The following is a 20,745-nucleotide window of genomic DNA, read 5'->3' as shown; positions in this document are numbered from 1 at the left end:
CGCCGCTCGTGGACCCCTGGCCTCGACCTCATCGCCCCGGGCGTCTCGTCCCTCCCGCGCCCGCGGCCGGACCCGGTCGCGGTCGGCACGGCTCAGACGGTGACGGACGCGCAGGTCTCGGTGTACGGAGGCGTGGCCCGCAAGCGCTAGGGCGGCCCGCCGAATCGCTCACTGGGGCGGAGGAGTCGGCTTCTGCTCGTCATCGCAGTCGCGCTTGCGTCGTGCAAAGGTCATGTCTCGTGGATTCGGTCCATGTACCCCCGGCCGCTGCCGCTCTACGTTGGCGCGATGCCGATCTCGCGTACAGAGCCGGGTCATGCCGCACGCGACGCCCGATTCCGGCGGTCGCTGTCCTCCCTCGCCGCCCACGACCGAAGACGCTTCCTGCTCGCGATGGGCGGTGGCGCCGCCGGGCTGGCGTTCGCGCTGCAGCTGCCGGCCACTGCGGCCTTTGCCGCTGACCGTGGCCGCGCCGCCTTCGACTATCCCTTCCGGATGGGGGTCGCCTCCGGGGATCCCACCACCGACTCCGTGGTGCTGTGGACCCGCCTCGCGCCGGAGCCGCTCGCCCCGCTGGCCGGGATGGTCCCCGGGCTCGCGGTCGAGGTGAAGTGGCAGGTGGCGACCGACGAGGGCTTCCGGCGCGTGGTCGCGTCCGGGAGCGAGGAGGCGGTGGCGGAGTACGCGTACTCCGTGCACGCCGACGTCCGGGGGCTGCGGCCGGGTACCGCCTACTGGTACCGGTTCTCCGCCGGCGGGCACCTCAGCGAACCGGCCCGTACCCGCACGGCGCCGGCCGCCGGGACGATGCCGGCGATGCGTTACGCCTTCGCCTCCTGCATGAACTACCGGGCCGGCTACTTCCAGACGATGGCCGATATCGGTGCGCACGAACTGGACATGGTCTTCTTCCTCGGCGACTACCTCTACGAGTACCCGGTCCAACAGATCAACCCGGGACGGCAGATACCCGCAGGGCTTCCGGCGGAGCTGGCCGTCGAGACCACCACCCTCGACCAGTACCGGCTGCGCTACGCGCTCTACAACAGCCAGCCCGAGGTGATCGCCGCGCACCGGCACGTGCCCTGGGCGGTGATGTGGGACGACCACGAGGTGTGGGACGACTACCAGGCCACTACCGAGGCGCAGTTGCTGCGCCAGGCCGCCGCGTACCGGGCCTTCTGGGAGCACATGCCGCTGCGGCTGCCGCAGCGGCCCAGCGGACCCGACGCCCGGCTGTACCGGCGGCTGCGCTGGGGCGGCCTCGCGCAGTTCGACATGGCCGACGCCCGGCAGTACCGGTCGGCCGCACTCACCCCGAACACCATCCCGGACTCCCCCGCCCGCCGCGACCCGGCCCGCAGCATCCTCGGGGACGCGCAGGAGCGGTGGCTCCGCGACGGGCTCACCGCCACCCCGGCCCGCTGGAACATCGTCCCGCAGGGCGTCCTGATGGCCCTCACCAACACCGCCAGCTCCACGACCGCGGCGCCCACCTATTCCGCGCACAACTGGGACGGCTACCGGGCCTCCCAGCAGCGCCTCTTCGACGCCGTACGGGCCGCCCGCACCGGCGGGGACCTGAAGAACTTCGTCGTCCTCACCGGCGATGTGCACTGCGGCTACGTCTCCGAGCTGCCGTCGGACCTGGACGTGCCGGAGTCCGCCCCGCTCGGCGTCGAATTCACCAGCCTGTCCATCACCAGCGCCCAGGACTTCAACCCGGCGGCGAACGAGGCCCGGCAGGTCCGCAGACGGGTCAACCCGCAGATGAAGTGGGCCGATCTGCACTGCGGTTACGTGATCACCGACCTGACCGCCGACCGTATGAAGGTCTACTACAAGGGCGTGGACAAGGTGACCAGTCCCGACGACCCGGTCTACACGCTGAAGAAGTTCGCCGTCGAGAACGGTGACCCGCACATTCACTCGGCCTGACGGCCGGCGGGGGCGGGGGCGGGGGCGCGCCGCGCCCGCTCCCGCCACGCCCGCGGCGACATGCCCAGCACCGCCTTGAACTGGCGGCTGAAGAGGAAGACGTCCGTGTACCCGAACCGCCCCGCGACCGCGCCGACGCTGGTCCGGTCCGCCTCGTCCAGCATCCGCGCCGCCGCGTGGATCCGGCGGCGCAGCAGCCAGCTGCGCGCCGAGAGCCGGTACGCCGCCCTGAACCGCCGCCGGAACTCGGCCTCGGACAGTCCGGCCGCCACCGCGAGCTCGCGCACCGACGGCCGTGCGGCCGGGTGGGCGTCGGCGTACGCCTCGAGTGCCGCGCGCTGCCGGGCCGTCAGCGGCGCCGGCCGGCCGGGTACGGTCCCGGCCGCCGCGGGCTCCCGGTCCGCGCCGCGCAGCAGCGTCGCCAGCGCGGCGACCAGCAGCGACCGGGAACGCAGCAGCGCCAGCGGCGCCCGGGTGTCCAGGTCGCGGACCAGCGCGTCGAGCAGCGGGCGCAGCTCCCAGGCGTTCTCGGCGAGCAGGAACGGGTGCGCCTGGCGCGGGCAGTCCGCGGCGGCCAAGGCTTCAACAGTTGCAGCACAGAAGCCGATCCGGTAGGCCGCGGGCGCCGTGGCCCCCGCCGACGTCGCGGCGCGCAGCGTGCAGTCGGTGCCCGGCGGCACCCACAGCGCCCGGCCGGGGCTGAGCAGCACCGGCAGGCCGGCCACCTCCCCGGTCAGGGAACCCGCCACGACCAGGCACAGCAGGTGCGCCGACTCCCCGGCCGGGCGCCACAGCGGCCCGGCCGGGGCGAGGCGGCCGTACGTGCACGGGCCGCCCGCCCCGCCGAGCGGGTCGTGGACGGCCCGTAACAGGCCCTCCAGCCAACGCTGTTCCGCAGCGAAAGGGTCAGCCATCGTCGGCGACGCCAACGGCTCAGCGGGCCGGGGGCTCGGTCATGCGGTTCAGGCCCATCGCGTCGCTGCCGCTGACCAGCACACAGGCGTGCCCGGGGAACAGCGGCGCGGAGTCCTGGTCCAGGATGCTGACCTGGGGCAGCGTGTAGCGGGCCGAGAAGCCCAGGCGGCGGCGGGTGGAGTGGTTCGGCGCCGAGCGGTGCAGCATGCGCTCGTTGAAGATGAAGAACTCGCCGGGCGCCAGCTCCATGTCCACGGCCTTGTCCGCCTCCACCAGCGCCGGGTCCGCCTCCTCGGCGAAGGACATGCCGGGGCGGGACGGCAGGTGCGGGATGACCGTGCGGTGCGAGCCGGGGATGAGCTGGACGCAGGAGTTCTCGGTGGTGACGTGGTCGACGGCCATCCAGATGGACACGTTCAGCGGCGGCTCGATGGGCCAGAAGTTGACGTCCTGGTGCCAGGGCAGCTCCAGCGCGCCCGGCTCCTTGTTGAAGAAGTACGTGGTCCACAGCACGATGTCGTCTCCGAGGAGGCCGCGCAGCCTGCCGAGCACTGCGGGGCGGGTCGCCAGGTCGTGGACCAGGTGGCGGTCGAGATGGCGCGCCTGCAGCGGATTGCCGGGGTTGGGGCCAGGGGCGGGCAGCACCTCCAGATCGATGCGCTCGCGCAGCTCCGCCATCTCGGCGGGCGTGCAGGCGGCGTACGGACCGAGGTAGCCGGACCGGTGGAAGCGGCCCACTTCATCGCGGGTGAGCGCCGGGGCGCCGGTCTCCGGGGCGTTGGTCTCCATGGACAGCAACCGTCCCAGTCGGCACCGTTGTGAGCCATGGCCACGCCCGGCTAACCTTTGCACCCAATCGGTGCTGCGGCAGGGGTGGCATGGATCGGCAGCAGCAGGCGGCCTGGCTCGAACGGCTGGCGCAGGGAGCCGACTTCGGCTTGTTCGCATACGAGCCCGTGGTGCGTCCGTGGTCGGTGGTCTTTCCCCGCGGACTGCCGGAGCACTTGGTCTATCTCGTGGTCACCGGATCCTGCGAGGGCACGGCGGGCGAGGAGCGGATCCGGCTCGATCCCGGCTCCCTGATGTGGCTGCGCCCCGGGGTGCCCTTCGACCTGCGGGCCGCGGACCCGCGGCAGCCGATCACCGTGTACCGGTTCCGGCTCAACCGGCTGCAGGATGAGGCCGCGACCGGCCCGGGCGATCCGGATGCCGTGCTCGTACTGCCGGACGCCTGGGAGCTGCGGGCCACCTTCGACATGCTGATCGCCGAGCTCGCCGCCAGCGCCCCGTACCGCGACCAGCGGCTGCCCGCCCTGCTGCTGGTCCTCTTCACGGGAATCTTCCGGCTGGCGGGCGAACAGCGCGGCAGCGGCCGGCGGATGGACATCGCGCAGCGCCGGCTGCTGGAGCAGTACGCGGACCGGCGGATCACCCGGCGGGTGCGGCCCGAGGAGCTGGCCCGGGTGGTGGGTCTTTCGCCGGAGTACTTCACCCGGCGCTTCCGGCAGACCTTCGGGGTGCCTCCCAAGGTGTGGCTGGTGCGCCGCCGGATCCATCAGGCGGCGCTGCGGCTGGACGAGGTGCCGGACTCGATCGCGGAGGTGGCGGCGGAGTTCGGGTATCCGGACGTCTTCCTCTTCAGCCGGCAGTTCAAGGCCGTGATGGGGATGTCGCCGCGCCGCTACCGGGCCCGCCAGTAAACCCATCGGGCCGCTTCCCGCCGCTGATGGACGGTTGAGTGCAAAGAAAACCCGACCTCGGGCATGTTCCGCTCCCGGTCACGGTGCGATTGTGACCCAAGCCCGCGGGACGGCGGGGGACGGATCGCCACAGAAGGGTTGATCTTATGCACTCCCACACCTGGCCGAGCCGACGCGGCGTGCTGACCGGCCTAGCCGCCACCGCCGCGGGCACCGCGCTGTCCGCCTGCGGACCCAAGACCCCGGGCGGCGGCACGACCCTGAACATGTGGGGCGGCGTACCGCCGGAGAACGGCCCCAACGACGTCATCGCGGCCTTCGAGAAGAAGCACCCGAAGCTGAAGGTGAAGTACCACCGCTACGTCAACGACCCGCAGGGCAACGTCAAGCTGGACACCGCGCTGCAGGGCGGCGCCCCGATCGACGTGTACTTCTCGTACGGGCTGCAATACCTCGCCCAGCGGGTGAAGTCGGGCCTCGCCGCGGACCTCACCGACCGGGTGCAGAAGGACCAGGCCTTCACCTCGCTGGCCGACCCGGAGCGCTCGGAGGCGGTGTGGTTCGACGGGAAGCTGCACAGCCTGGTGTGCGCGCGCGACCCGCACCTCGTCTTCGTCAACCAGGATCTGCTGGCCGAGGCCGGGGTCACCATCCCGGAGAAGTGGACCATCGACGACTTCACCAAGGCGGCGGAGGCGATCGCCGGCAAGAACCGCTACGGGATGCTCTTCTACCCGGACACCCCGCGGATCACCCTGGGCGCCGACAACTACTACGCCAGAGGCGGCCGGAAGTCCCGCTTCGCCGACCCGGCCTACCGGGAGTACGGCCGGGCCTGGCGGGACGCGCTGGACAAGAAGATCGCCTTCCCGTACGAGGAGGTGGTGGCGCAGAAGCTGGACGTCTACCAGCACACCCCATTTCTGCAGGGCAAGGTCGGCCTGTGGATCGCCAGCACCTTCAACACCCGCTACATCAGCGACACCAAGGAGTTCCCCCGCGACTTCAAGGTCTCCGCCCTGCCGATGCCGCGGGTGCCTGGCGAGAAGTACTGGAATCCGGGATTCATCGGCAACGACATCTGCATCAACCCCAAGACCCGTCACAAGGAAGCCGCCTGGGACCTGGCGCGCTTCTGGATGATCCCGGACGGCTCCGTTCCGATGATCAAGGGCGGCCGGGTGCCGTACCTGCTCGACGGCATCGACGACGAGACGATCATGAAGGAACTGCTCGGCAAGGACCGGGAGAAGGTCTACGACGTCGAGTCGGTGCGCCGGGTGCTGCTGGACAAGGACACCCGGATACCCGTCGACACCGTCGCGACCGGCTACGCGGGCGTGTACAAGGCGTTCATGGAGAGCCGCGCCAAGATGCTGCTCGGCGAGACGTCGGTGGACGACTGGGTGACCACCCTGAAGAAGCGCGCCGACCAGGCCATCGCGAAGGACAGCTGATGGCTGCGGCACCGGCGCCCGCCACGGCCGCGGCGCGGCGGCGGGATGCACCCGCGCCCCGCGCCGGCCGACCGGGCCGTCCCCGGCGCGCCCGCCACACCGACGGCACGGCCGGCTGGTGGTTCATCGCCCCGAACCTGGTCGGAATGCTGCTCTTCACGCTGATCCCGGTGGTGGCGGCGGTACTGATCGCCTTCACCGACTGGGACGTGGTCTCCGGGCTCGGCGGCGTGCGGTTCACCGGCCTGGCCAACTTCACCGAGCTGCTGAGCGACGACCGCTTCTGGCACAGCTTCAAGCTCACCGGCATCTACACCGGCGTCAGCGTCCCGCTCAGCGTGCTGTTCGGCCTCGGCCTCGCCATCGCCCTCAACCGGCCGGTGCCCGGCCGGGCGGCGCTGCGCACCATCTTCTTCCTCCCCTACATCGTCAACCAGGTCGCCATCGGCATGACCTGGCTGCTCCTGCTCAACCCCTCCTCCGGCATGGTCAACGAGGTGCTGCGGTCGGTGGGGATCGACGACCCGCCGGCCTGGTTCGCCTCCTCGGACTGGGCCCTGCCCGCCTTCATGATCATGGCGGTGTGGGGCGGGGTGGGCTACGCCGCGGTGATCTACCTGGCCGCGCTGCAGGACCTGCCCACCGACCTGTACGAGGCGGCGGCCATCGACGGGGCCGGGCCGTGGCGGCGGTTCACCACCATCACCTGGCCGGCGCTGGTGCCGACAACCACCTTCGTCTTCGTCACCCTGGTCATCAGCGTCTCGCAGAGCTTCGGCCTGGTCGTGCTGATCACGCAGGGCGGCCCCGGCGACTCGACGAGGGTGCTGCCGGCGTTCATCTACCAGAGCGGCTTCGAGTACTACCGGTTCGGCTACGCCTCGGCCGCCGGGCTGCTGACCTTTGTGTGCGTGCTCGTGCTCACCCTCTCGTTCTGGCGCTTTCAAAAGGGCCGCGCTCTCTACGACGACTGAAGGAAAGAGGGCCGTATCCCATGACCTCGCTGACGACGACCTCCGCGCTGCGCCGGTTCGGCTGGGCGGTGCTGCTCTGGTCCCTGGCGCTGCTGTTCCTGGCGCCGTTCGCGTGGATGATCTCCACCTCGCTCAAACGGAACATCGACGTCTTCGACCTGCCGATCCAGTGGATCCCGGACACCTTCCAGTGGTCGAACTACGCCGAGGTGTGGACCGGCGAGCACTCCATCGCCCGCTACTTCCTCAACTCCGTGGTCGTCGCGGCCGCCCGGGTGTTCGGCGAGCTGCTCACCGCGTCCATGGCCGGCTATGCGTTCGCGCGGCTGAGCTTCCGCGGCCGCGACAAAGTCTTCCTGCTCTATCTGGCGACCGCGCTGATCCCGTTCCAGCTGCTGCTGGTGCCGCGGTTCATGTACTTCCAGCAGCTGGGCATCTACGACACCCTGCTGGCGCTGATCCTGCCGGGGATGTTCACGGTCATCGGGACCTTCCTGATGCGCCAGTACTTCACCGGCCTGCCCCCGGAGCTCCGCGAGGCGGCCCGGATCGACGGGGCGAGCGAGTGGCGGATCTACTGGAACGTCTATCTGCCGCTCGCCCGGCCGGTGCTGGCGGCGCTGGGCATCCTGGCCTTCGTGTGGTCCTGGAACGACTACGAGAGCCCGCTGGTGCTGCTGACCACCGACTCCAACTACACCATCCCCATCGGCCTGACGAACTTCGCGGACGAGAGCGGCGGGCTCTCCGCCGGCCTGGCGATGGCCGGTTCGGTGTCGTCCCTGGTCCCGGTCATCCTGCTCTTCCTGCTGCTGCAGAAGCGCTTCATCCAGGCGCTCACCAGGGCCGGCCTCAAGTGACGCCGCCGGCGCTGCAGTGCGTGCCCGGGGTGTGCACCTCGTGGGCCACCCGCAGATGCTCGGCCTCGGCCACGGCCTCGCCGGCCGGCCGTAGTTGGTCGCCCGCCCGCCAGGCGAACGGGGTCACGTCCGGGTGCGCCCGGTGGTGCCGGGCCAGCGCGGGTGGCAGCAGCCGCATCCGGCGGCGGACCCAGTCCAGATCCCACGGGCCTTCGGCGAGGATCTGCTCAGCCGGCCGGAACTCGAAGTAGAGCGTGCGGCGCAGCGCGTTGCCGCGCACCGGAGGGGAGCCGTGGACGAGCATCACATCGTGCAGCAGCACATCCCCGGGCGCCAGCTCCACCTCGACGACGCCGGACGGCTCCCAGCCGTGCGCGTCGGTGAGCGCGCAGATGTCAGCGGGCCCGCGCTGGGAGCCGGGCAGCACGCGCAGGGCGCCGGCGCCGGCGCGGGAGGGGTCGAGGTAGACGCCGCAGTTGAAGATGCGGTGCGCGCGCGGGTGCACGGCGTCCTGGTGCCAGGCGATCGGGGCGCCGTCGCCGCGGTCCTTGAAGACCAGCGACTCGTACGTCGGCACGAAGTCGGGTCCGGCCAGGCTCTCGGCAATGCCCAGCAGCGCCGGGGAACCGAGCAGTTCGAGGGAGGCCGGGTCGCCCTTGGCATGGAGGTAGTCGACGCGGAAGAGCGCCCGCCCTGCGGGCCGGTCGGCGAACTCGTAGTCGGGCTCGCCGTCCCGGCCGCGGCCGGCGGCGATCCAGCCGTCGGCGGCGGCCTGCAGGCGGGCGAGCAGGGAGGGCGGGATGCGGTCGCGGAGGACGAGGTAGCCGTCGCGGTCGAAGGCCGCGATCTGCTCATCGGTGAGGTGTCCTGGCTGCACGGGGGTCATGCTTCGACGCTACGAAGCCGGGCCCGGGTGCGGCATCCGTCATCGTCGCCACTGCTTCGCGGATCCTCGGGTGCCGGTGCGCATGCCGCCCGTTGAGCGCGGCGTGCTCGCCGCCGGCCGGCACGGGCTGCGCTGCTGGCACGGCGCCCCGAAGCTGATGGCCCGCGCGCACCGGCACGACGACATCGAGCTCAACTTCGCCGCCGGCGGCTTCCTCACGTACCTCTTCGGCGGCACCCACGTCACCGTGCCCGACGGCGGCATGGCGGCCTTCTGGGGGATCACGCCGCACCAGCTGACGGCGGCCTCGCCGGGGACCTCCCTGCACTGGCTGACGCTGCCGCTCGGCACCTGCCTGCGCTGGCGGCTGCCCGCCGCCGCCCGCGCCCGGCTGCTCGGCGGCCGTCCGCTGATCGCGCCGGCGCCCTCGATCCCGGGCGGGCAACTCGCGCGGTGGGAGGACGACCTGGCCGCGGGCCACCCCGAGCCGCGGGCGATCGCGCTGCTGGAGATCGAGGCCTGCGTGCGCCGGCTGGCATACGAAGGCCTGCCGGCCGCCACCGACACCGCCGACGCAGCCGCTGGCACCGGGGCTTCCGACGCCGGCGCTTCCGATGCTGACGCCGACGGTGCCCGTGCCGGCCCTGCCGCCGCCCGCATGGCGGCCTACCTCGCCACCCACTGCCATGAGCCGGTCCGGGTGGCGGACGCCGCCGCCTCGGTCCACCTGCACCCCCACCACGCGATGGCGGTGTTCCGCGCGGCCACCGGCACCACCGTCCTGGAATACCTCACCCAATGCCGGGTGGCCGAAGCACAGCGGCTGCTGCTGACCACGGACCGCACCATCGCGGCCATCGCGGCAGACGCCGGATTCGGCTCGCTCAGCAGCTGCTACGCCGCCTTCCGCCGGGTGTGCGGCCGCAGCCCGGGGGCGTACCGGCACACCAGGCAGGACGGCAGGCAGGACGGCTGAGCGCCACGGTTGAGTGCATGAAGTCGCCGCTGACGACCATGGCCGCGCAAAGGCGGCGGCTGCGAGCGTGGATGCATGCGCGAAGAGACCGTACGGACCGACCTCACCGTCGTCGGCGGCGGCCTCGCCGGAGTATGCGCCGCCATCGCCGCGGCCCGGCTGGGCCGCAGCGTCGCCCTGGTCACCAACCGCCCCGTCCTCGGCGGCAATTCCTCCAGCGAGGTCCGGGTCTGGGTGTGCGGCGCCACCGGCCACGGCACCCAGCGCTACGCCCGGGAGACGGGCATCATGGGCGAGCTGTTCGTGGAGAACCAATACCGCAACCCGGAGGGCAACCCGTACTACTGGGACCTGGTGGTCCTGGACGCCGTCCTGGCCGAACCCGGAATCCAGCTCTTCCTCAACACCGACGTACGCGAGGTCGACGCCTCAGGACCCGAGGAGGACCGCCGCATCGAAGCCGTCACCGGCTGGATGATGGGCTCCGAGCGACGCATCCGCTTCACCTCCACGGCCTTCGCCGACTGCACCGGCGACGGCCTGATCGGCTTCCTCGCCGGCGCGGCCTACCGCATCGGCCGCGAGGCCCGCGCCGAATACGGCGAGCCCTGGGCGCCGGAGACCGCCGACGCCATCACCCTCGGCTCCACGCTGCTCTTCTACACCCGGGACACCGGCCGCCCGGAACGCTTCGTCCCACCGTCCTTCGCCAAGGACATCGAGGCGACCTCCATCCCCGAGCGGCGCATCATCAAATCCGGGGACAACGGCTGCGCGTACTGGTGGATCGAGTTCGGCGGCGAACTCGACACCGTGCACGACAACGAGCGCATCCGCGACGAACTGTGGGCCGTCATCTACGGCATCTGGGACTACATCAAGAACTCCGGCGCCTTCGACGCTCAGACGATGACGCTGGAGTGGGTCGGCGCCGTACCCGGCAAACGCGAATACCGGCGCTTCACCGGCGACTACACCCTCACCCAGTCCGACATCCTCGACCAGACCCCCTTCCCCGACCGCGTCGCCTTCGGCGGCTGGTCCATCGACCTGCACCCACCGGGCGGCGTCTACGCGACGGAGTCCGGCTCCAAGCACTGGCACCCGGACGGCAACTACCACATCCCCCTGCGCTGCCTGTACTCGACGAACGTCGGCAACCTGTGGCTGGCCGGCCGCGACATCAGCGCCAGCCACGTCGCCTTCGGCTCCACCCGCGTGATGGCCACCTGCGCAGTCACCGGCGAGGCGGCGGGCAGCGCCGCGGCACTGGCGCTGCGGCACGGAGTGTCCCCGCGCGAGCTGGCCCGCGACCACGTCACCGAGCTGCAGCAGACCATGCTGCGCCAGGACGCCGCCCTTCTCGGCGTCCGCAACGACGACCCGGCCGACTTGGCCCGGCAGGCGGACATCACCGCCTCGGGGACACTGACCGAGCTCGCGGCCGATGCATCGGGCACGGACCGGCTGCCCCTGGATGAGGACCGGGCGCTGCTCGTCCCCGTGGACCCGGAGCTGACGACCCTCGACGTGCTGCTGGACGCCGACACGGCCACCGAGCTGACCGCGCAGTGCTACGCCACCGGAAAGCCGCAGAACTACCTCCCGGCGGAACTGGTCGCGACCACCCGCGTACAACTTGCCCCAGGCACAAAGCAATGGATCCGCCTGCAGCTGCCCTGGCGCCCACCGGAGCCGCAGAACGCCTTCGTGATCCTGCGCCGGGCCGCCGGAGTATCCCTGCACGCCGCCGCGACGCCGCCGGAACCCGGGGTACTGGCCTTCCGCCGCACACCACAGCCGACGGAGCGCGAATACGACCAGCCAGTGGTGGAATGGCGCCCGGACCAGAACCGCCAGGGATGGTGCTTCCGACTGGCACCGAACACCCGGGCCTACGCACCGGAACGGGCAGTCGGCGGCTACGCCCGCCCATACGGCGGCCCCCAACTATGGGCCTCGGCGGAACTCGGCGACGAGCCACAGTGGCTACAGCTGCACTGGCCGAAGCCGGTGACACCCACGCGAGTGGAGCTGATCTTCGACGACGACGTCCAGGAAGACCTGATCAACCTCCACCACCACCGCACGCCGTACGACCATCCACCCGCACTCGTCCGCGACTTCCGGATAGAAGCAGCAGACGACCAGGGCGACTGGCAGGCACTGGCATGGCGCACGAACAACCGCCGCCGACGCCGGATCGTGAACCTCCCGCCCGACGTACGAACCGACCGCCTGCGCCTCATCATCGACTCGACCCACGGCAGCCCACGCGCACACGTCTTCTCACTACGCGTCTACGGCTGACACCGGCGCGCTCGCGGGATACCGCCGAGCTTCGTCGACCTGCAGAAGGCTGCTTTGGGCGCTGTGCTCCCCACGGACGCGGGGCGAGCCGTTCCGGTTGCCCCCCACCATGCTCGACGTCGGCATGCGCGTGGTGTGCCGCCATCACATACGCCGTCGGCAGCCGCCGGTCGAAACCGCTCAGCCCCACCTGGCCCGGCCACCTGACGGACTGGGACGCTCGCCCCATGTCCCGCACCCCTACGCATGGACATGCTCACCTGGCGGCTCGCGCAGCGATCAATACGTCCACTGAGTCTCAGACCCAACGCCCAAATGCCTCTCGTCGCCCCGCGTCCACAGATAGATTCACCATCCGTGCGGTACTTCAACCAGGACATCATCGCCGTGGCCGACGAACTGGCGGAGGCGTACGCAGAGATCTTCACCGCCCCTCCCTGGCAGCAGCGGATTCCGTGCCGTCCTCGCCTTGTCGGACCATGGCGCGATCGACGGGTTCGCCACCGGGTGGACCACCCTTGCGCCGTTCCGCACCGACCGCGCTTACGCCAAGGTGACTCGCCGTCTCGGCGCCGACCGGGTGAGCGAGTTGCTGGTCGGCGCCTTCGAGATCGACGAGTTGGGGGTACGGCGGCACGCCCGTGGGGCCGGCCTGGGACGGCGTCTGCTGTCCGCTCTCGCCGACGCGGCACCGGACGGGCGAGCCTGGTTGCTGGCCTGGGGCGAGGCACAGGACACCCTCGCGTTCTACCGCCGCATGGCCTGGGAGGAGCCTGAGTCCCTGCCCGGCAACGAGACCGACATCGTGGTGTTCCTGGCGCCGAAGTGACCGGACAATCGGCCCGGGTCCAGCCTGCTCAGTCCGTCAGCAGGCCCTGCCCTGCCCAGGACTCGAACCTGCGACTGGATGGTCAGGCGGTGCTGAACCAAGACACCGCCAGAGAGGCAGCAATGGAACAAGGCACCCGCGGCGAGCTCATCAGTCGGCTGGCCGAGACGATCAGCTCCGTCACGATCGCGCACCCGCTGCGGGTCGCCATCGACGGGCCGCCCGCCTCCGGCAAGACCACGCTGGCCGACGAGCTCGCGGTCGTCCTGCGCGCGCAGGGCCGCGGGGTAATCCGCGCGACCATCGACGACTTCCTCTTTCCTCGTGCACAGCGCTACCGACGCGGCCGGTACTCGGCCGAAGGCTGTTATTTCGATGCCCATGACCGCGCCGCGCTGTGCGGGGTTCTGCTCGATCCGCTGGGCCCAGGCGGAGACCGAAGGTTCCAAACCGCGGTCTACGACAGTGACACCGACACCCCATCGTCCCCGCCTGCCATGACGGCCGCCGCAGACGCCGTGCTGCTCTTCGACGGCGTCTTCCTCCTGCGTCCAGAACTGATCGACCGGTGGGACCTGCGCATCTTCGTTTCCGTCCCCTTCGAGCAGACGGTAGATCGCGCCCAGAACCGAGCCACCACGCTGGCCGGATCCACCACCGACACCGCCGAAATCGAACGGTCCTGGCGCAACCGCTATATCCCCTCCCAGCGGCTCTACTTCGCCACAGCCCGCCCAACCGACCACACTCGTCGATACACAGGATTTGACGATTGCTCACGCAGCCGGGGCTCGGATACAGCCTCAGCGGGTTGCGGCCGGTCGTGGGCTCATCCCGGCGAAGAGGGCGCCGAAGACGTCGTTGACGTACTCGCGGGTGATCGGCTCCTGGGTGATCAGGAACTGGAAGTACAGCGGGCCGGAGCAGATCGCCATCGCCAGGTCGAGATCGAAGTCAGGTGACAGATGGCCCTCTTCCTGGGCCGCTTTCAGTCGCTTGACGAGCTTGCCGGCCATCGGGGTGATGAACCGCTCCTTGAACTCGGCGGCGACCCGGGGGTCATGCTGGGCCTCGGCGATCAGCGCCTGGACCAACGGGCCCACGGGAGGCCTCGCCAGCAGCTCGACGGCCGCATACGCCTGCTCGCGCAGATCGGCGAGAACGTCGTCGGTGTACGAGAAGTCCAGATCGGGATCGTCCAGTGACAGCAGGGAGTCCAGGAGGAGAGCCCCCTTGGACGACCAGCGGCGATAGATGGTGTGCTTGCCGACGCCGGCACGGTTCGCGATCGCCTCAATGCTCAGCTTGGCGTAGCCGATCTCCTGACCCAACTCCACCGTGGTCCGCATGATGGCCTCGGTGCGATCGGCGCCTCTGCGGCGCGGCGTGCTCGTCATGCACCCCAGCCTATCGGTACGGCACGTGCCGTATTGACATGCCCGCTCGATTCGGGCATCGTCCTGACCCGCAGAACGGCACGGCACGTGCCGTACCTCTCGATCTGACGGGCCACCCGCAGCTCAGATCGCCGCCGTAAGGTAGCGCCGCTACTCGGTGACACCGTATAGTGGTACTCGGTATCACGCAGTACTGAGAGGGAGGACTCGCGATGGACGGCCTTACGGAGATGCTGAAAGGCACGCTCGAGGGGTGTGTGCTCGAGGTCATCGGCCGCGAGGAGACCTACGGGTACGCCATCACCCGTCAGCTGAACGAGCTCGGCTTCACCGAGGTCAATGAGGGGACGGTGTACACCATCTTGCTGCGGCTGGAGCGCAACGGGCTCGTCCGGATGACGAAGCGGCCATCCGGGGTCGGTCCGCCGCGCAAGTTCTACGCGCTCAACGACGCCGGGCGCGAGGAGCTCGCGAAGTTCTGGACGAAATGGCAGTACGTCTCATCACGTATCGACAAGCTCAAGGAGGGCGGGAGATGAATTTCTGGGAGAAGGTCACAGGCAGCGATCTCACCAGGGAATACAAGGCGTTCGAGGATCGGGCGGCAGCCCTGCCGGACGACCACCGGGCGGCGTGGGAACAGATCAAGGTTCTCCTCCTGCCCCATGGGGACTTCACCGGCCGCAACCTGATGCCGATCCTTGACGGCGCCCTGGGGCTGCTCGAGGAAACAGCGGCGGAAGGGCAGAGCGCCCAGGATGTGCTCGGCGACGACATCCCGGGCTTTTGCGCGGCGCTGGCCGGCGGAGAAGGGGCTCGAACCTATCGCGACCGGTGGCGCGAACAGTTGAACAGGAATGTCGCAAAGAAACTGAGCCGGCTGGAGGGCTGACGTGAGCATCCAAGACATCATCGAGGGCAAGAAGCAGTGGCGGGCGCACATGGCTCGAGTCAAGGCGCTCCCGCCGGACTACCAGATCGTTTACAAGGAAATGCAGAAGTATCTGTTCAAGGTCGGGCCGGTCGACCTGCCCGACGGGCCCCTGCTCCCCGGGATCGTCGACTTCTTCGAGGAGGGCGTCGCCGCGGGCAAGGGGGTCTTGGAGGTCACCGGCACGGACGTCGCCGCATTCTGCGACGACCTGATCAAGGACTCGCGCACCTACGCGGACGCCTATCAGGAGTCCATCGGCAAGGAGTCCGGCACGGCCGAGAAGTAACACCCCGGTCGCCTCACAGGCTCCGCGGCGGGCCGCTTGACACCCATTCCCTGGACCACGCGACTGACGCGTCATCACGGACCGTCCCTCACTCCGAGGTCCGAACAGCCTCCACCCCTCTGCTTCTTCAGCCTCCGAAAGGAAGCCGCCATGCCTTCTTCTGTCATGCGCACGTCCAGGCAGGGCGACCATCGCCCGTCGCCGACCGCCGTATCCGCCGTATCCGCCGTAGGGCTGCGCAAGTCGTACGGCGAAAAGCTCGTCCTCGACGGCATCGATCTGCACATCCCGGCGGGGTCTGTGTTCGCGCTGCTCGGCCCGAACGGTGCCGGCAAGACCACCGCCGTGAAGATCCTTTCCACCCTCATCACCGCCGACGGCGGGCAGGCACAGGTCGCGGGTCACGATGTCGCCACCGCCCCCGACGGGGTACGGGCCGCGATCGGCGTCACCGGGCAGTTCTCCGCCGTCGACGGCCTGATCACCGGCGAGGAGAACATGCTGCTCATGGCGGACCTGCACCACCTGTCCAAGAGCGAGGGAAGGCGGGTCGCCGCCGAGCTCCTGGAGCGCTTCGATCTCACCCACGCAGCGAAGAAGCCCGCCGCCACCTACTCCGGCGGCATGAAGCGCCGCCTCGACATCGCGATGACGCTGGTCGGCGACCCGCGCATCATCTTCCTCGACGAGCCGACCACCGGTCTCGACCCGCGGTCCCGCCACAACATGTGGGGCATCATCCGCGGCCTCGTCTCCGACGGCGTGACCGTCTTCCTCACCACGCAGTACCTGGAGGAGGCCGACGAGCTCGCCGACCGTATCGCCGTCCTCAACGACGGCAGGATTGCCGCCGAAGGCACCGCCGAGGAGCTCAAGCGGCTCATCCCCGGCGGTCATATCCGCCTCCGCTTCACGGACCCAGCCTCGTACCAGTCGGCCGCCGACACCCTGCGCGAGGTCACCCGCGACGACGAGGCGCTGACTCTCCAACTCCCCAGCGACGGCAGCCAGCGCGAGCTCCGCTCCATCCTCGACCGGCTCGACTCCGCCGGCATCGAAGCGGATGAACTGACCGTCCACACCCCCGATCTCGACGACGTGTTCTTCGCCCTCACCGGCCCGGCCGACGTCCCCAACCAGCCCAAGGAGACGGTCCGATGAGCTCCCTCTCTCTCGCCGTGCGCGACTCCAACACGATGCTGCGGCGCAATCTCCTGCACGCGTGGCGCTACCCGTCCGGGACGCTGAACCTGCTGCTCACGCCGATCATGATGCTGCTGCTCTTCGTCTACATCTTCGGCGACGTGATGAGCGCCGGCATCGGTGGCAGCGGCGCGGACCGCTCGGAATACATCGCTTACATCGTCCCGGGCCTGCTGCTGATGACCGTCGGCAGCACGGTGATCGGCGCCGCCGTGTCGGTCTGCACCGATATGACCGAAGGCGTCATGGCGCGCTTTCGCACCATGGCGATCTACCGGGGCTCGCTGCTCGTCGGCCACGTCGTCGGCGGCGTGCTGCAATGCGTGATGAGCGTGGTCCTCGTCGGCGCCGTCGGCGTGGCGATGGGCTTCCGGTCGACAGACGCCACGGCGCTGGAGTGGCTCGCGGCGTTCGGGTTGATCGCGCTGTTCGCCCTGGCGCTCACCTGGATCGCGGTCGGCATGGGTGCGGCCAGTCCGAACCCCGAGGCGGCCGGCAACATGGCCATGCCGCTGATCCTGCTGCCGCTCATCTCCAGCGCCTTCATCCCGGCTGAGACGATGCCGGGCTGGTTCCAGCCGATCGCCGAGTACCAGCCCTTCACCCCGGCTATTGAGACCCTGCGCGGACTCCTCCTGGGCACCGAGATCGGCAACCACGGCTGGATCGCCCTCGCCTGGTGCGTCGGCCTGTCCGTGCTCGGCTACCGCTGGTCGATGGCGCTGTTCAACCGCGACCCGAAGTAGCTTCGCGATGTCGCGATGAGTTCGGTCACCCCGATCAGTCTGTACGTGTGCCGAACGGTCCGATGACCTCACGACAACCCGCAACCTCTACTTTCGGAGAGAAGCTGATGTCCGACACCACCTGCCACATGTCGATCTCGCTGGACGGCTTCGTCGCCGGACCCGAGCAGAGCAGAGACGATCCGCTGGGTAAGCGCGGCAAAGAACTGCACGGCTGGCATATCGGCGATCCGCGCGCGACCGAAGCCAACAAGACGGCCAACAGCTGGCTGATGCGACCGCGTGGCGCCTACGTCATGGGCCGGAACATGTTCGGGCCGATCCGAGGCGAGTGGGACGAGCCGTGGGACGGATGGTGGGGCCCCGAGCCCCCGTACCACGCCCCGGTCTTCGTGCTCACTCGCTACGCCCACGAACCGATCAAGATGGAGGGAGGGACCACCTTCCACTTCGTCACCGAAGGCTTCGACGCCGCTTACGCGCAGGCGCTCGAAGCCGCCGACGGCAAGGGTGTGGACATCGCCGGTGGCGCTTCGACGGTTCGACAGGCACTCAACGCCGGCGTGATCGATGAACTCACCCTCGATATCGCACCCGTCCTGCTCGGCAGCGGCGAGCGCATCTTCGACGGCGTCGAGACCTTCGATTTCGAGCCCGTCGAGGTGCTCCACTCACCGCTGACCACCCATATCCGCTACCGCAAGCGCGACGCCGGCTGAGCAACCACTGGGCCTTCGCTCGCTTGATTGCGGACCTCCCAACGAACCGTCGGCTTCTTGAGTAACCAAGGACGGCGACCTCCGCGGTCGCCGTCCTTTTGATGCGCACCGACAGGAAAGGCGGGGCGTGACGTCGAGTCACCTGTCGGATCATCGTCGACCACCAGTACACGATGCATGGCAACAGCCTGCCACCTAGCGGCTACTACTCGAAGCGGTAGCCCATTCCCGTTCCTGCTTTCGTGATCAGTTCTCCGCGGTGCTGAAACCGCGCTGAAAGCGCGTTGTATGGGGCCGCCTGCAAGCTCTGCGGCATGACGACAACGCCCCCCACCGAGCACGCCATCGCAGCCGCCGGGCTGCACAAGGCCTACGGAGACAAGAAGGTCCTCGACGGGATCGACATCACCGTCCCGACCGGCACGATCTTCTCGCTCCTCGGCCCCAACGGCGCCGGCAAGACCACCGCAGTGAAGATCCTCTCCACCCTCATCTCCGCCGACGCCGGCTCCGGCACCATCCGCATCGGCGGCCACGACATCGCCACCCACCCCCAGGCGGTACGGGCCGCGATCGGCGTCACCGGCCAATTCTCCGCCGTCGACGGCCTCATCACCGGCGAAGAGAACATGCTCCTCATGGCCGATCTGCATCACCTCTCCAAGGCCGAAGGCAAGCGCACCGCAGCCGAGCTCCTCGAGCGCTTCGACCTCACCGACGCCGCCACGAAGCCCGCGCAGACCTACTCCGGCGGCATGAAGCGCCGCCTCGACATCGCCATGACCCTGGTCGGCAACCCGGGCATCATCTTCCTCGACGAGCCCACCACCGGCCTCGACCCCCGCGCCCGCCACAACATGTGGGGCATCATCCGCGAACTGGTCTCCGACGGCACCACCGTCTTCCTCACCACCCAGTACCTCGAGGAAGCCGACGAACTCGCCGACCGCATCGCCGTACTCAACGACGGAAAGATCGCCGCCGAAGGCACCGCCGACGAGCTCAAGCGCCTCATCCCCGGCGGGCATGTGCGGCTGCGCTTCACCGACCCGGTCGCGTACCAGTCCGCCACCTCCACGGTGCGCGAGGCGACCCGCGACGACGACTCCCTCACCTTGCAGATCCCCTCGGACGGCAGCCAGCGCGAGCTGCGCTCCATCCTCGACTGGCTGGACTCCGCCGGCATCGAGGCCGACGAGCTGACCGTCCACACCCCCGACCTCGACGACGTCTTCTTCGCCCTCACCGGCAGCACCGACGTCCCCAACCAGCGCCAGGAGAACGTCCGATGAGCTCGATCTCTCTCGCCGTCCGCGACTCCCACACCATGCTGCGGCGCAACCTGCTCCACGCCCGCCGCTACCCGTCGCTGACGCTGAACCTGCTGTTCACCCCGATCATGCTGCTCCTGCTGTTCGTCTACGTCTTCGGCGAGGCGTTCAGCACCGGCCTCGGCGGTGGAGCCGACCGCTCCGACTACATCGCCTACGTCGTCCCCGGCATCCTGCTCATGACCATCGGCTCCACCGTCGTCGGCACCGCGGTCTCCATCTGCAACGACATGACCGAGGGCATCATCGCCCGCTTCCGCACCATGTCCATCCACCGCGGCTCGGTGCTCATCGGCCACGTCGTCGGCAGCGTCCTGCAGTCCATCATGAGCATCGCCCTCGTCGGCGCCATCGGCGTGGCCATCGGCTTCCGCTCCACCGACGCCAGTCCCGCCGAGTGGCTGGCCGCCTTCGGGCTCCTCGTCCTCTTCACCACCGCCCTCACCTGGATCGCGGTCGGGATGGGGCTGAGCAGCCCGAACGCCGAGGCGGCCGGTAACAGCGCGATGCCGCTGGTGCTGCTGCCGATGATCTCCAGCGCCTTCGTGCCGGTCGACGCGATGCCGGGCTGGTTCCAGCCGATCGCCGAGTACCAGCCCTTCAGCCCGGCGATCGAGACCCTCCGCGGTCTGCTGCTGGGCACCGAGATCGGGAACAACGGCTGGATCACGCTCGCCTGGGTGATCGCGCTGTCCGCACTCGGCTACCGCTGGTCGAAGTCGCTGTTCAACCGCGACCCGAAGTAACCGAGATGAGCCCGCGGGCCACCTCCCGCAACTCATCCCGCCCCAGGGCGGCGAACCCCGACACCGCGTCGGAGTACGCCGCCCCGTCGGCATTCCCGAACCGCCTCCCGCGCCACCGGCGAGATCGATGCCCGCGATCGCGGATGAGCGCCTGGAACTTCAAGGACGACAGCAGCCCGCACGACGAGGCCTTGGCCAGGATTGCGCAGGACGCCGGCAATGGCAGCGAGGACCTGTTGGGCACCCAACCGGCAGGAATGACCGACACGATGCGCACCCGCATTTGCACCGATCGCCGGGACGATTACCTGAACAACGACGCCGCGATCAAGCAGCTGCCGTTCAAGAAGCTCGAAGCGTTCGAGAAGGCCAGCGCGGGCGAGAAGGAACGCCGCGCATAGCCGTTCCCACCTGATCGCATCACCACGCCACGGCTACAGGGGGTCGCGGACTGCCGCATCTGCTCGATACCGTCGCTGCCCTCTGGATCACAAGGGGGCGTTATGCACGCGGGCGCCGCCGAGGTGCGCGAAATCGG

21 protein-coding genes and 1 pseudogene are annotated in these 20,745 nt (G+C 69.5%); 18 read left to right on the top strand and 4 right to left on the bottom strand.

The features are described 5' to 3' along the window. The first annotated feature begins 288 nt into the window (after positions 1-288). Positions 289-1,938 (top strand): alkaline phosphatase D family protein, encoded by a 1,650-nt coding sequence (locus G5C51_RS01265; protein WP_165230062.1) that lies wholly within the window; start codon positions 289-291, stop codon positions 1,936-1,938. Here the strand turns inward: G5C51_RS01265 and G5C51_RS01260 are convergent. Together G5C51_RS01260 and G5C51_RS01255 are read right to left on the bottom strand one after the other, a co-directional pair. Continuing rightward, positions 1,926-2,852 carry a helix-turn-helix domain-containing protein gene (locus tag G5C51_RS01260; protein WP_165230059.1) on the bottom strand — a complete coding sequence of 309 codons (927 nt, stop codon included), beginning with the start codon at positions 2,850-2,852 and terminating at the stop codon, positions 1,926-1,928. The two genes, G5C51_RS01265 and G5C51_RS01260, sit on opposite strands and share 13 nt — an antisense overlap. Positions 2,853-2,871: 19 nt before the next feature. Next, a complete protein-coding gene (locus G5C51_RS01255) occupies positions 2,872-3,642 on the bottom strand; it encodes a phytanoyl-CoA dioxygenase family protein (RefSeq protein ID WP_165230056.1) in 771 nt (256 codons plus the stop codon). A gap of 89 nt (positions 3,643-3,731) precedes the next feature. Here G5C51_RS01255 and G5C51_RS01250 point away from each other — a divergent pair, with 89 nt between their 5' ends. From G5C51_RS01250 to G5C51_RS01235, 4 genes are all read left to right on the top strand, one after another. Then, positions 3,732-4,553 (top strand): AraC family transcriptional regulator, encoded by an 822-nt coding sequence (locus tag G5C51_RS01250; RefSeq protein WP_165230053.1) that lies wholly within the window; start codon positions 3,732-3,734, stop codon positions 4,551-4,553. Positions 4,554-4,699: 146 nt separating this feature from the next. Further along, positions 4,700-6,010, top strand: coding sequence for an ABC transporter substrate-binding protein (locus G5C51_RS01245; RefSeq protein ID WP_165230050.1), 1,311 nt, complete (start codon positions 4,700-4,702; stop codon positions 6,008-6,010). Next, positions 6,010-6,984: a carbohydrate ABC transporter permease gene (locus tag G5C51_RS01240; protein ID WP_165230047.1), complete on the top strand. Its 975-nt coding sequence runs from the start codon at positions 6,010-6,012 to the stop codon at positions 6,982-6,984. Before G5C51_RS01245 ends, G5C51_RS01240 begins: the two co-directional genes overlap by 1 nt. A 20-nt stretch (positions 6,985-7,004) precedes the next feature. Beyond that, a complete protein-coding gene (locus G5C51_RS01235; protein WP_165230044.1) occupies positions 7,005-7,844 on the top strand; it encodes a carbohydrate ABC transporter permease in 840 nt (279 codons plus the stop codon). Here the strand turns inward: G5C51_RS01235 and G5C51_RS01230 are convergent. Further along, on the bottom strand, positions 7,837-8,730 hold the full coding sequence (locus G5C51_RS01230; RefSeq protein ID WP_165230041.1) for a phytanoyl-CoA dioxygenase family protein: 894 nt from the start codon (positions 8,728-8,730) through the stop codon (positions 7,837-7,839). The genes G5C51_RS01235 and G5C51_RS01230 overlap by 8 nt on opposite strands. Before the next feature lie 82 nt (positions 8,731-8,812). On the opposite strand from G5C51_RS01230, the gene G5C51_RS01225 reads away from it, so the two are divergent. The 4 genes and pseudogenes from G5C51_RS01225 to G5C51_RS01210 all read left to right on the top strand — a co-directional run. Continuing rightward, positions 8,813-9,706, top strand: a complete 894-nt coding sequence (locus G5C51_RS01225; RefSeq protein ID WP_165230038.1) for a helix-turn-helix domain-containing protein — start codon at positions 8,813-8,815, stop codon at positions 9,704-9,706. Between the two features lie 75 nt (positions 9,707-9,781). Continuing rightward, complete coding sequence (locus G5C51_RS01220) at positions 9,782-12,016, top strand: FAD-dependent oxidoreductase (RefSeq protein WP_165230035.1); 2,235 nt, start codon at positions 9,782-9,784, stop codon at positions 12,014-12,016. A 469-nt stretch (positions 12,017-12,485) separates the two neighbouring features. Then, positions 12,486-12,845 (top strand): GNAT family N-acetyltransferase, encoded by a 360-nt coding sequence (locus tag G5C51_RS01215; RefSeq protein WP_165230033.1) that lies wholly within the window; start codon positions 12,486-12,488, stop codon positions 12,843-12,845. Positions 12,846-12,967: 122 nt separating this feature from the next. Beyond that, positions 12,968-13,549: pseudogene (locus tag G5C51_RS01210) on the top strand (cytidylate kinase family protein); the annotation flags it as partial. Positions 13,550-13,648: 99 nt separating this feature from the next. Here the strand turns inward: G5C51_RS01210 and G5C51_RS01205 are convergent. Further along, positions 13,649-14,242, bottom strand: coding sequence for a TetR/AcrR family transcriptional regulator (locus G5C51_RS01205; RefSeq protein ID WP_165230030.1), 594 nt, complete (start codon positions 14,240-14,242; stop codon positions 13,649-13,651). Between the two features lie 212 nt (positions 14,243-14,454). Here G5C51_RS01205 and G5C51_RS01200 point away from each other — a divergent pair, with 212 nt between their 5' ends. The 9 genes from G5C51_RS01200 to G5C51_RS01160 all read left to right on the top strand — a co-directional run bounded on the left by G5C51_RS01200 (position 14,455) and on the right by G5C51_RS01160 (position 20,608). After that, positions 14,455-14,781 (top strand): PadR family transcriptional regulator, encoded by a 327-nt coding sequence (locus G5C51_RS01200; protein WP_165230027.1) that lies wholly within the window; start codon positions 14,455-14,457, stop codon positions 14,779-14,781. Next, positions 14,778-15,134 carry a DUF1048 domain-containing protein gene (locus G5C51_RS01195; protein ID WP_165230024.1) on the top strand — a complete coding sequence of 119 codons (357 nt, stop codon included), beginning with the start codon at positions 14,778-14,780 and terminating at the stop codon, positions 15,132-15,134. Before G5C51_RS01200 ends, G5C51_RS01195 begins: the two co-directional genes overlap by 4 nt. Before the next feature lies 1 nt (position 15,135). Beyond that, entirely contained in the window at positions 15,136-15,462 is a 327-nt protein-coding gene (locus tag G5C51_RS01190) for a DUF1048 domain-containing protein (RefSeq protein WP_165230021.1), read from the top strand. A 165-nt stretch (positions 15,463-15,627) separates the two neighbouring features. Further along, positions 15,628-16,623, top strand: a complete 996-nt coding sequence (locus G5C51_RS01185; RefSeq protein WP_240929304.1) for an ATP-binding cassette domain-containing protein — start codon at positions 15,628-15,630, stop codon at positions 16,621-16,623. Beyond that, positions 16,620-17,411 carry an ABC transporter permease gene (locus tag G5C51_RS01180; RefSeq protein ID WP_165230015.1) on the top strand — a complete coding sequence of 264 codons (792 nt, stop codon included), beginning with the start codon at positions 16,620-16,622 and terminating at the stop codon, positions 17,409-17,411. Before G5C51_RS01185 ends, G5C51_RS01180 begins: the two co-directional genes overlap by 4 nt. Before the next feature lie 107 nt (positions 17,412-17,518). Continuing rightward, on the top strand, positions 17,519-18,130 hold the full coding sequence (locus G5C51_RS01175; protein WP_165230012.1) for a dihydrofolate reductase family protein: 612 nt from the start codon (positions 17,519-17,521) through the stop codon (positions 18,128-18,130). A 314-nt stretch (positions 18,131-18,444) separates the two neighbouring features. After that, complete coding sequence (locus tag G5C51_RS01170; RefSeq protein ID WP_165230009.1) at positions 18,445-19,422, top strand: ATP-binding cassette domain-containing protein; 978 nt, start codon at positions 18,445-18,447, stop codon at positions 19,420-19,422. Next, the gene (locus G5C51_RS01165) at positions 19,419-20,207 is read left to right on the top strand and encodes an ABC transporter permease (protein WP_165230006.1); all 789 of its coding nucleotides are present in this window, start codon (positions 19,419-19,421) and stop codon (positions 20,205-20,207) included. The genes G5C51_RS01170 and G5C51_RS01165 overlap by 4 nt, the downstream gene beginning before the upstream one ends. A 143-nt stretch (positions 20,208-20,350) precedes the next feature. Beyond that, on the top strand, positions 20,351-20,608 hold the full coding sequence (locus G5C51_RS01160; protein WP_165230003.1) for a hypothetical protein: 258 nt from the start codon (positions 20,351-20,353) through the stop codon (positions 20,606-20,608). Positions 20,609-20,745 lie beyond the last annotated feature (137 nt).

The sequence above is a fragment of the Streptomyces coryli genome (genome assembly GCF_011044975.1).
Classification (GTDB): Bacteria; Actinomycetota; Actinomycetes; order Streptomycetales; family Streptomycetaceae; genus Streptomyces; species Streptomyces coryli.
The sequence above is the reverse complement of the archived record's forward strand: the minus strand, read 5'-3'. Positions and strand labels throughout refer to the sequence as shown.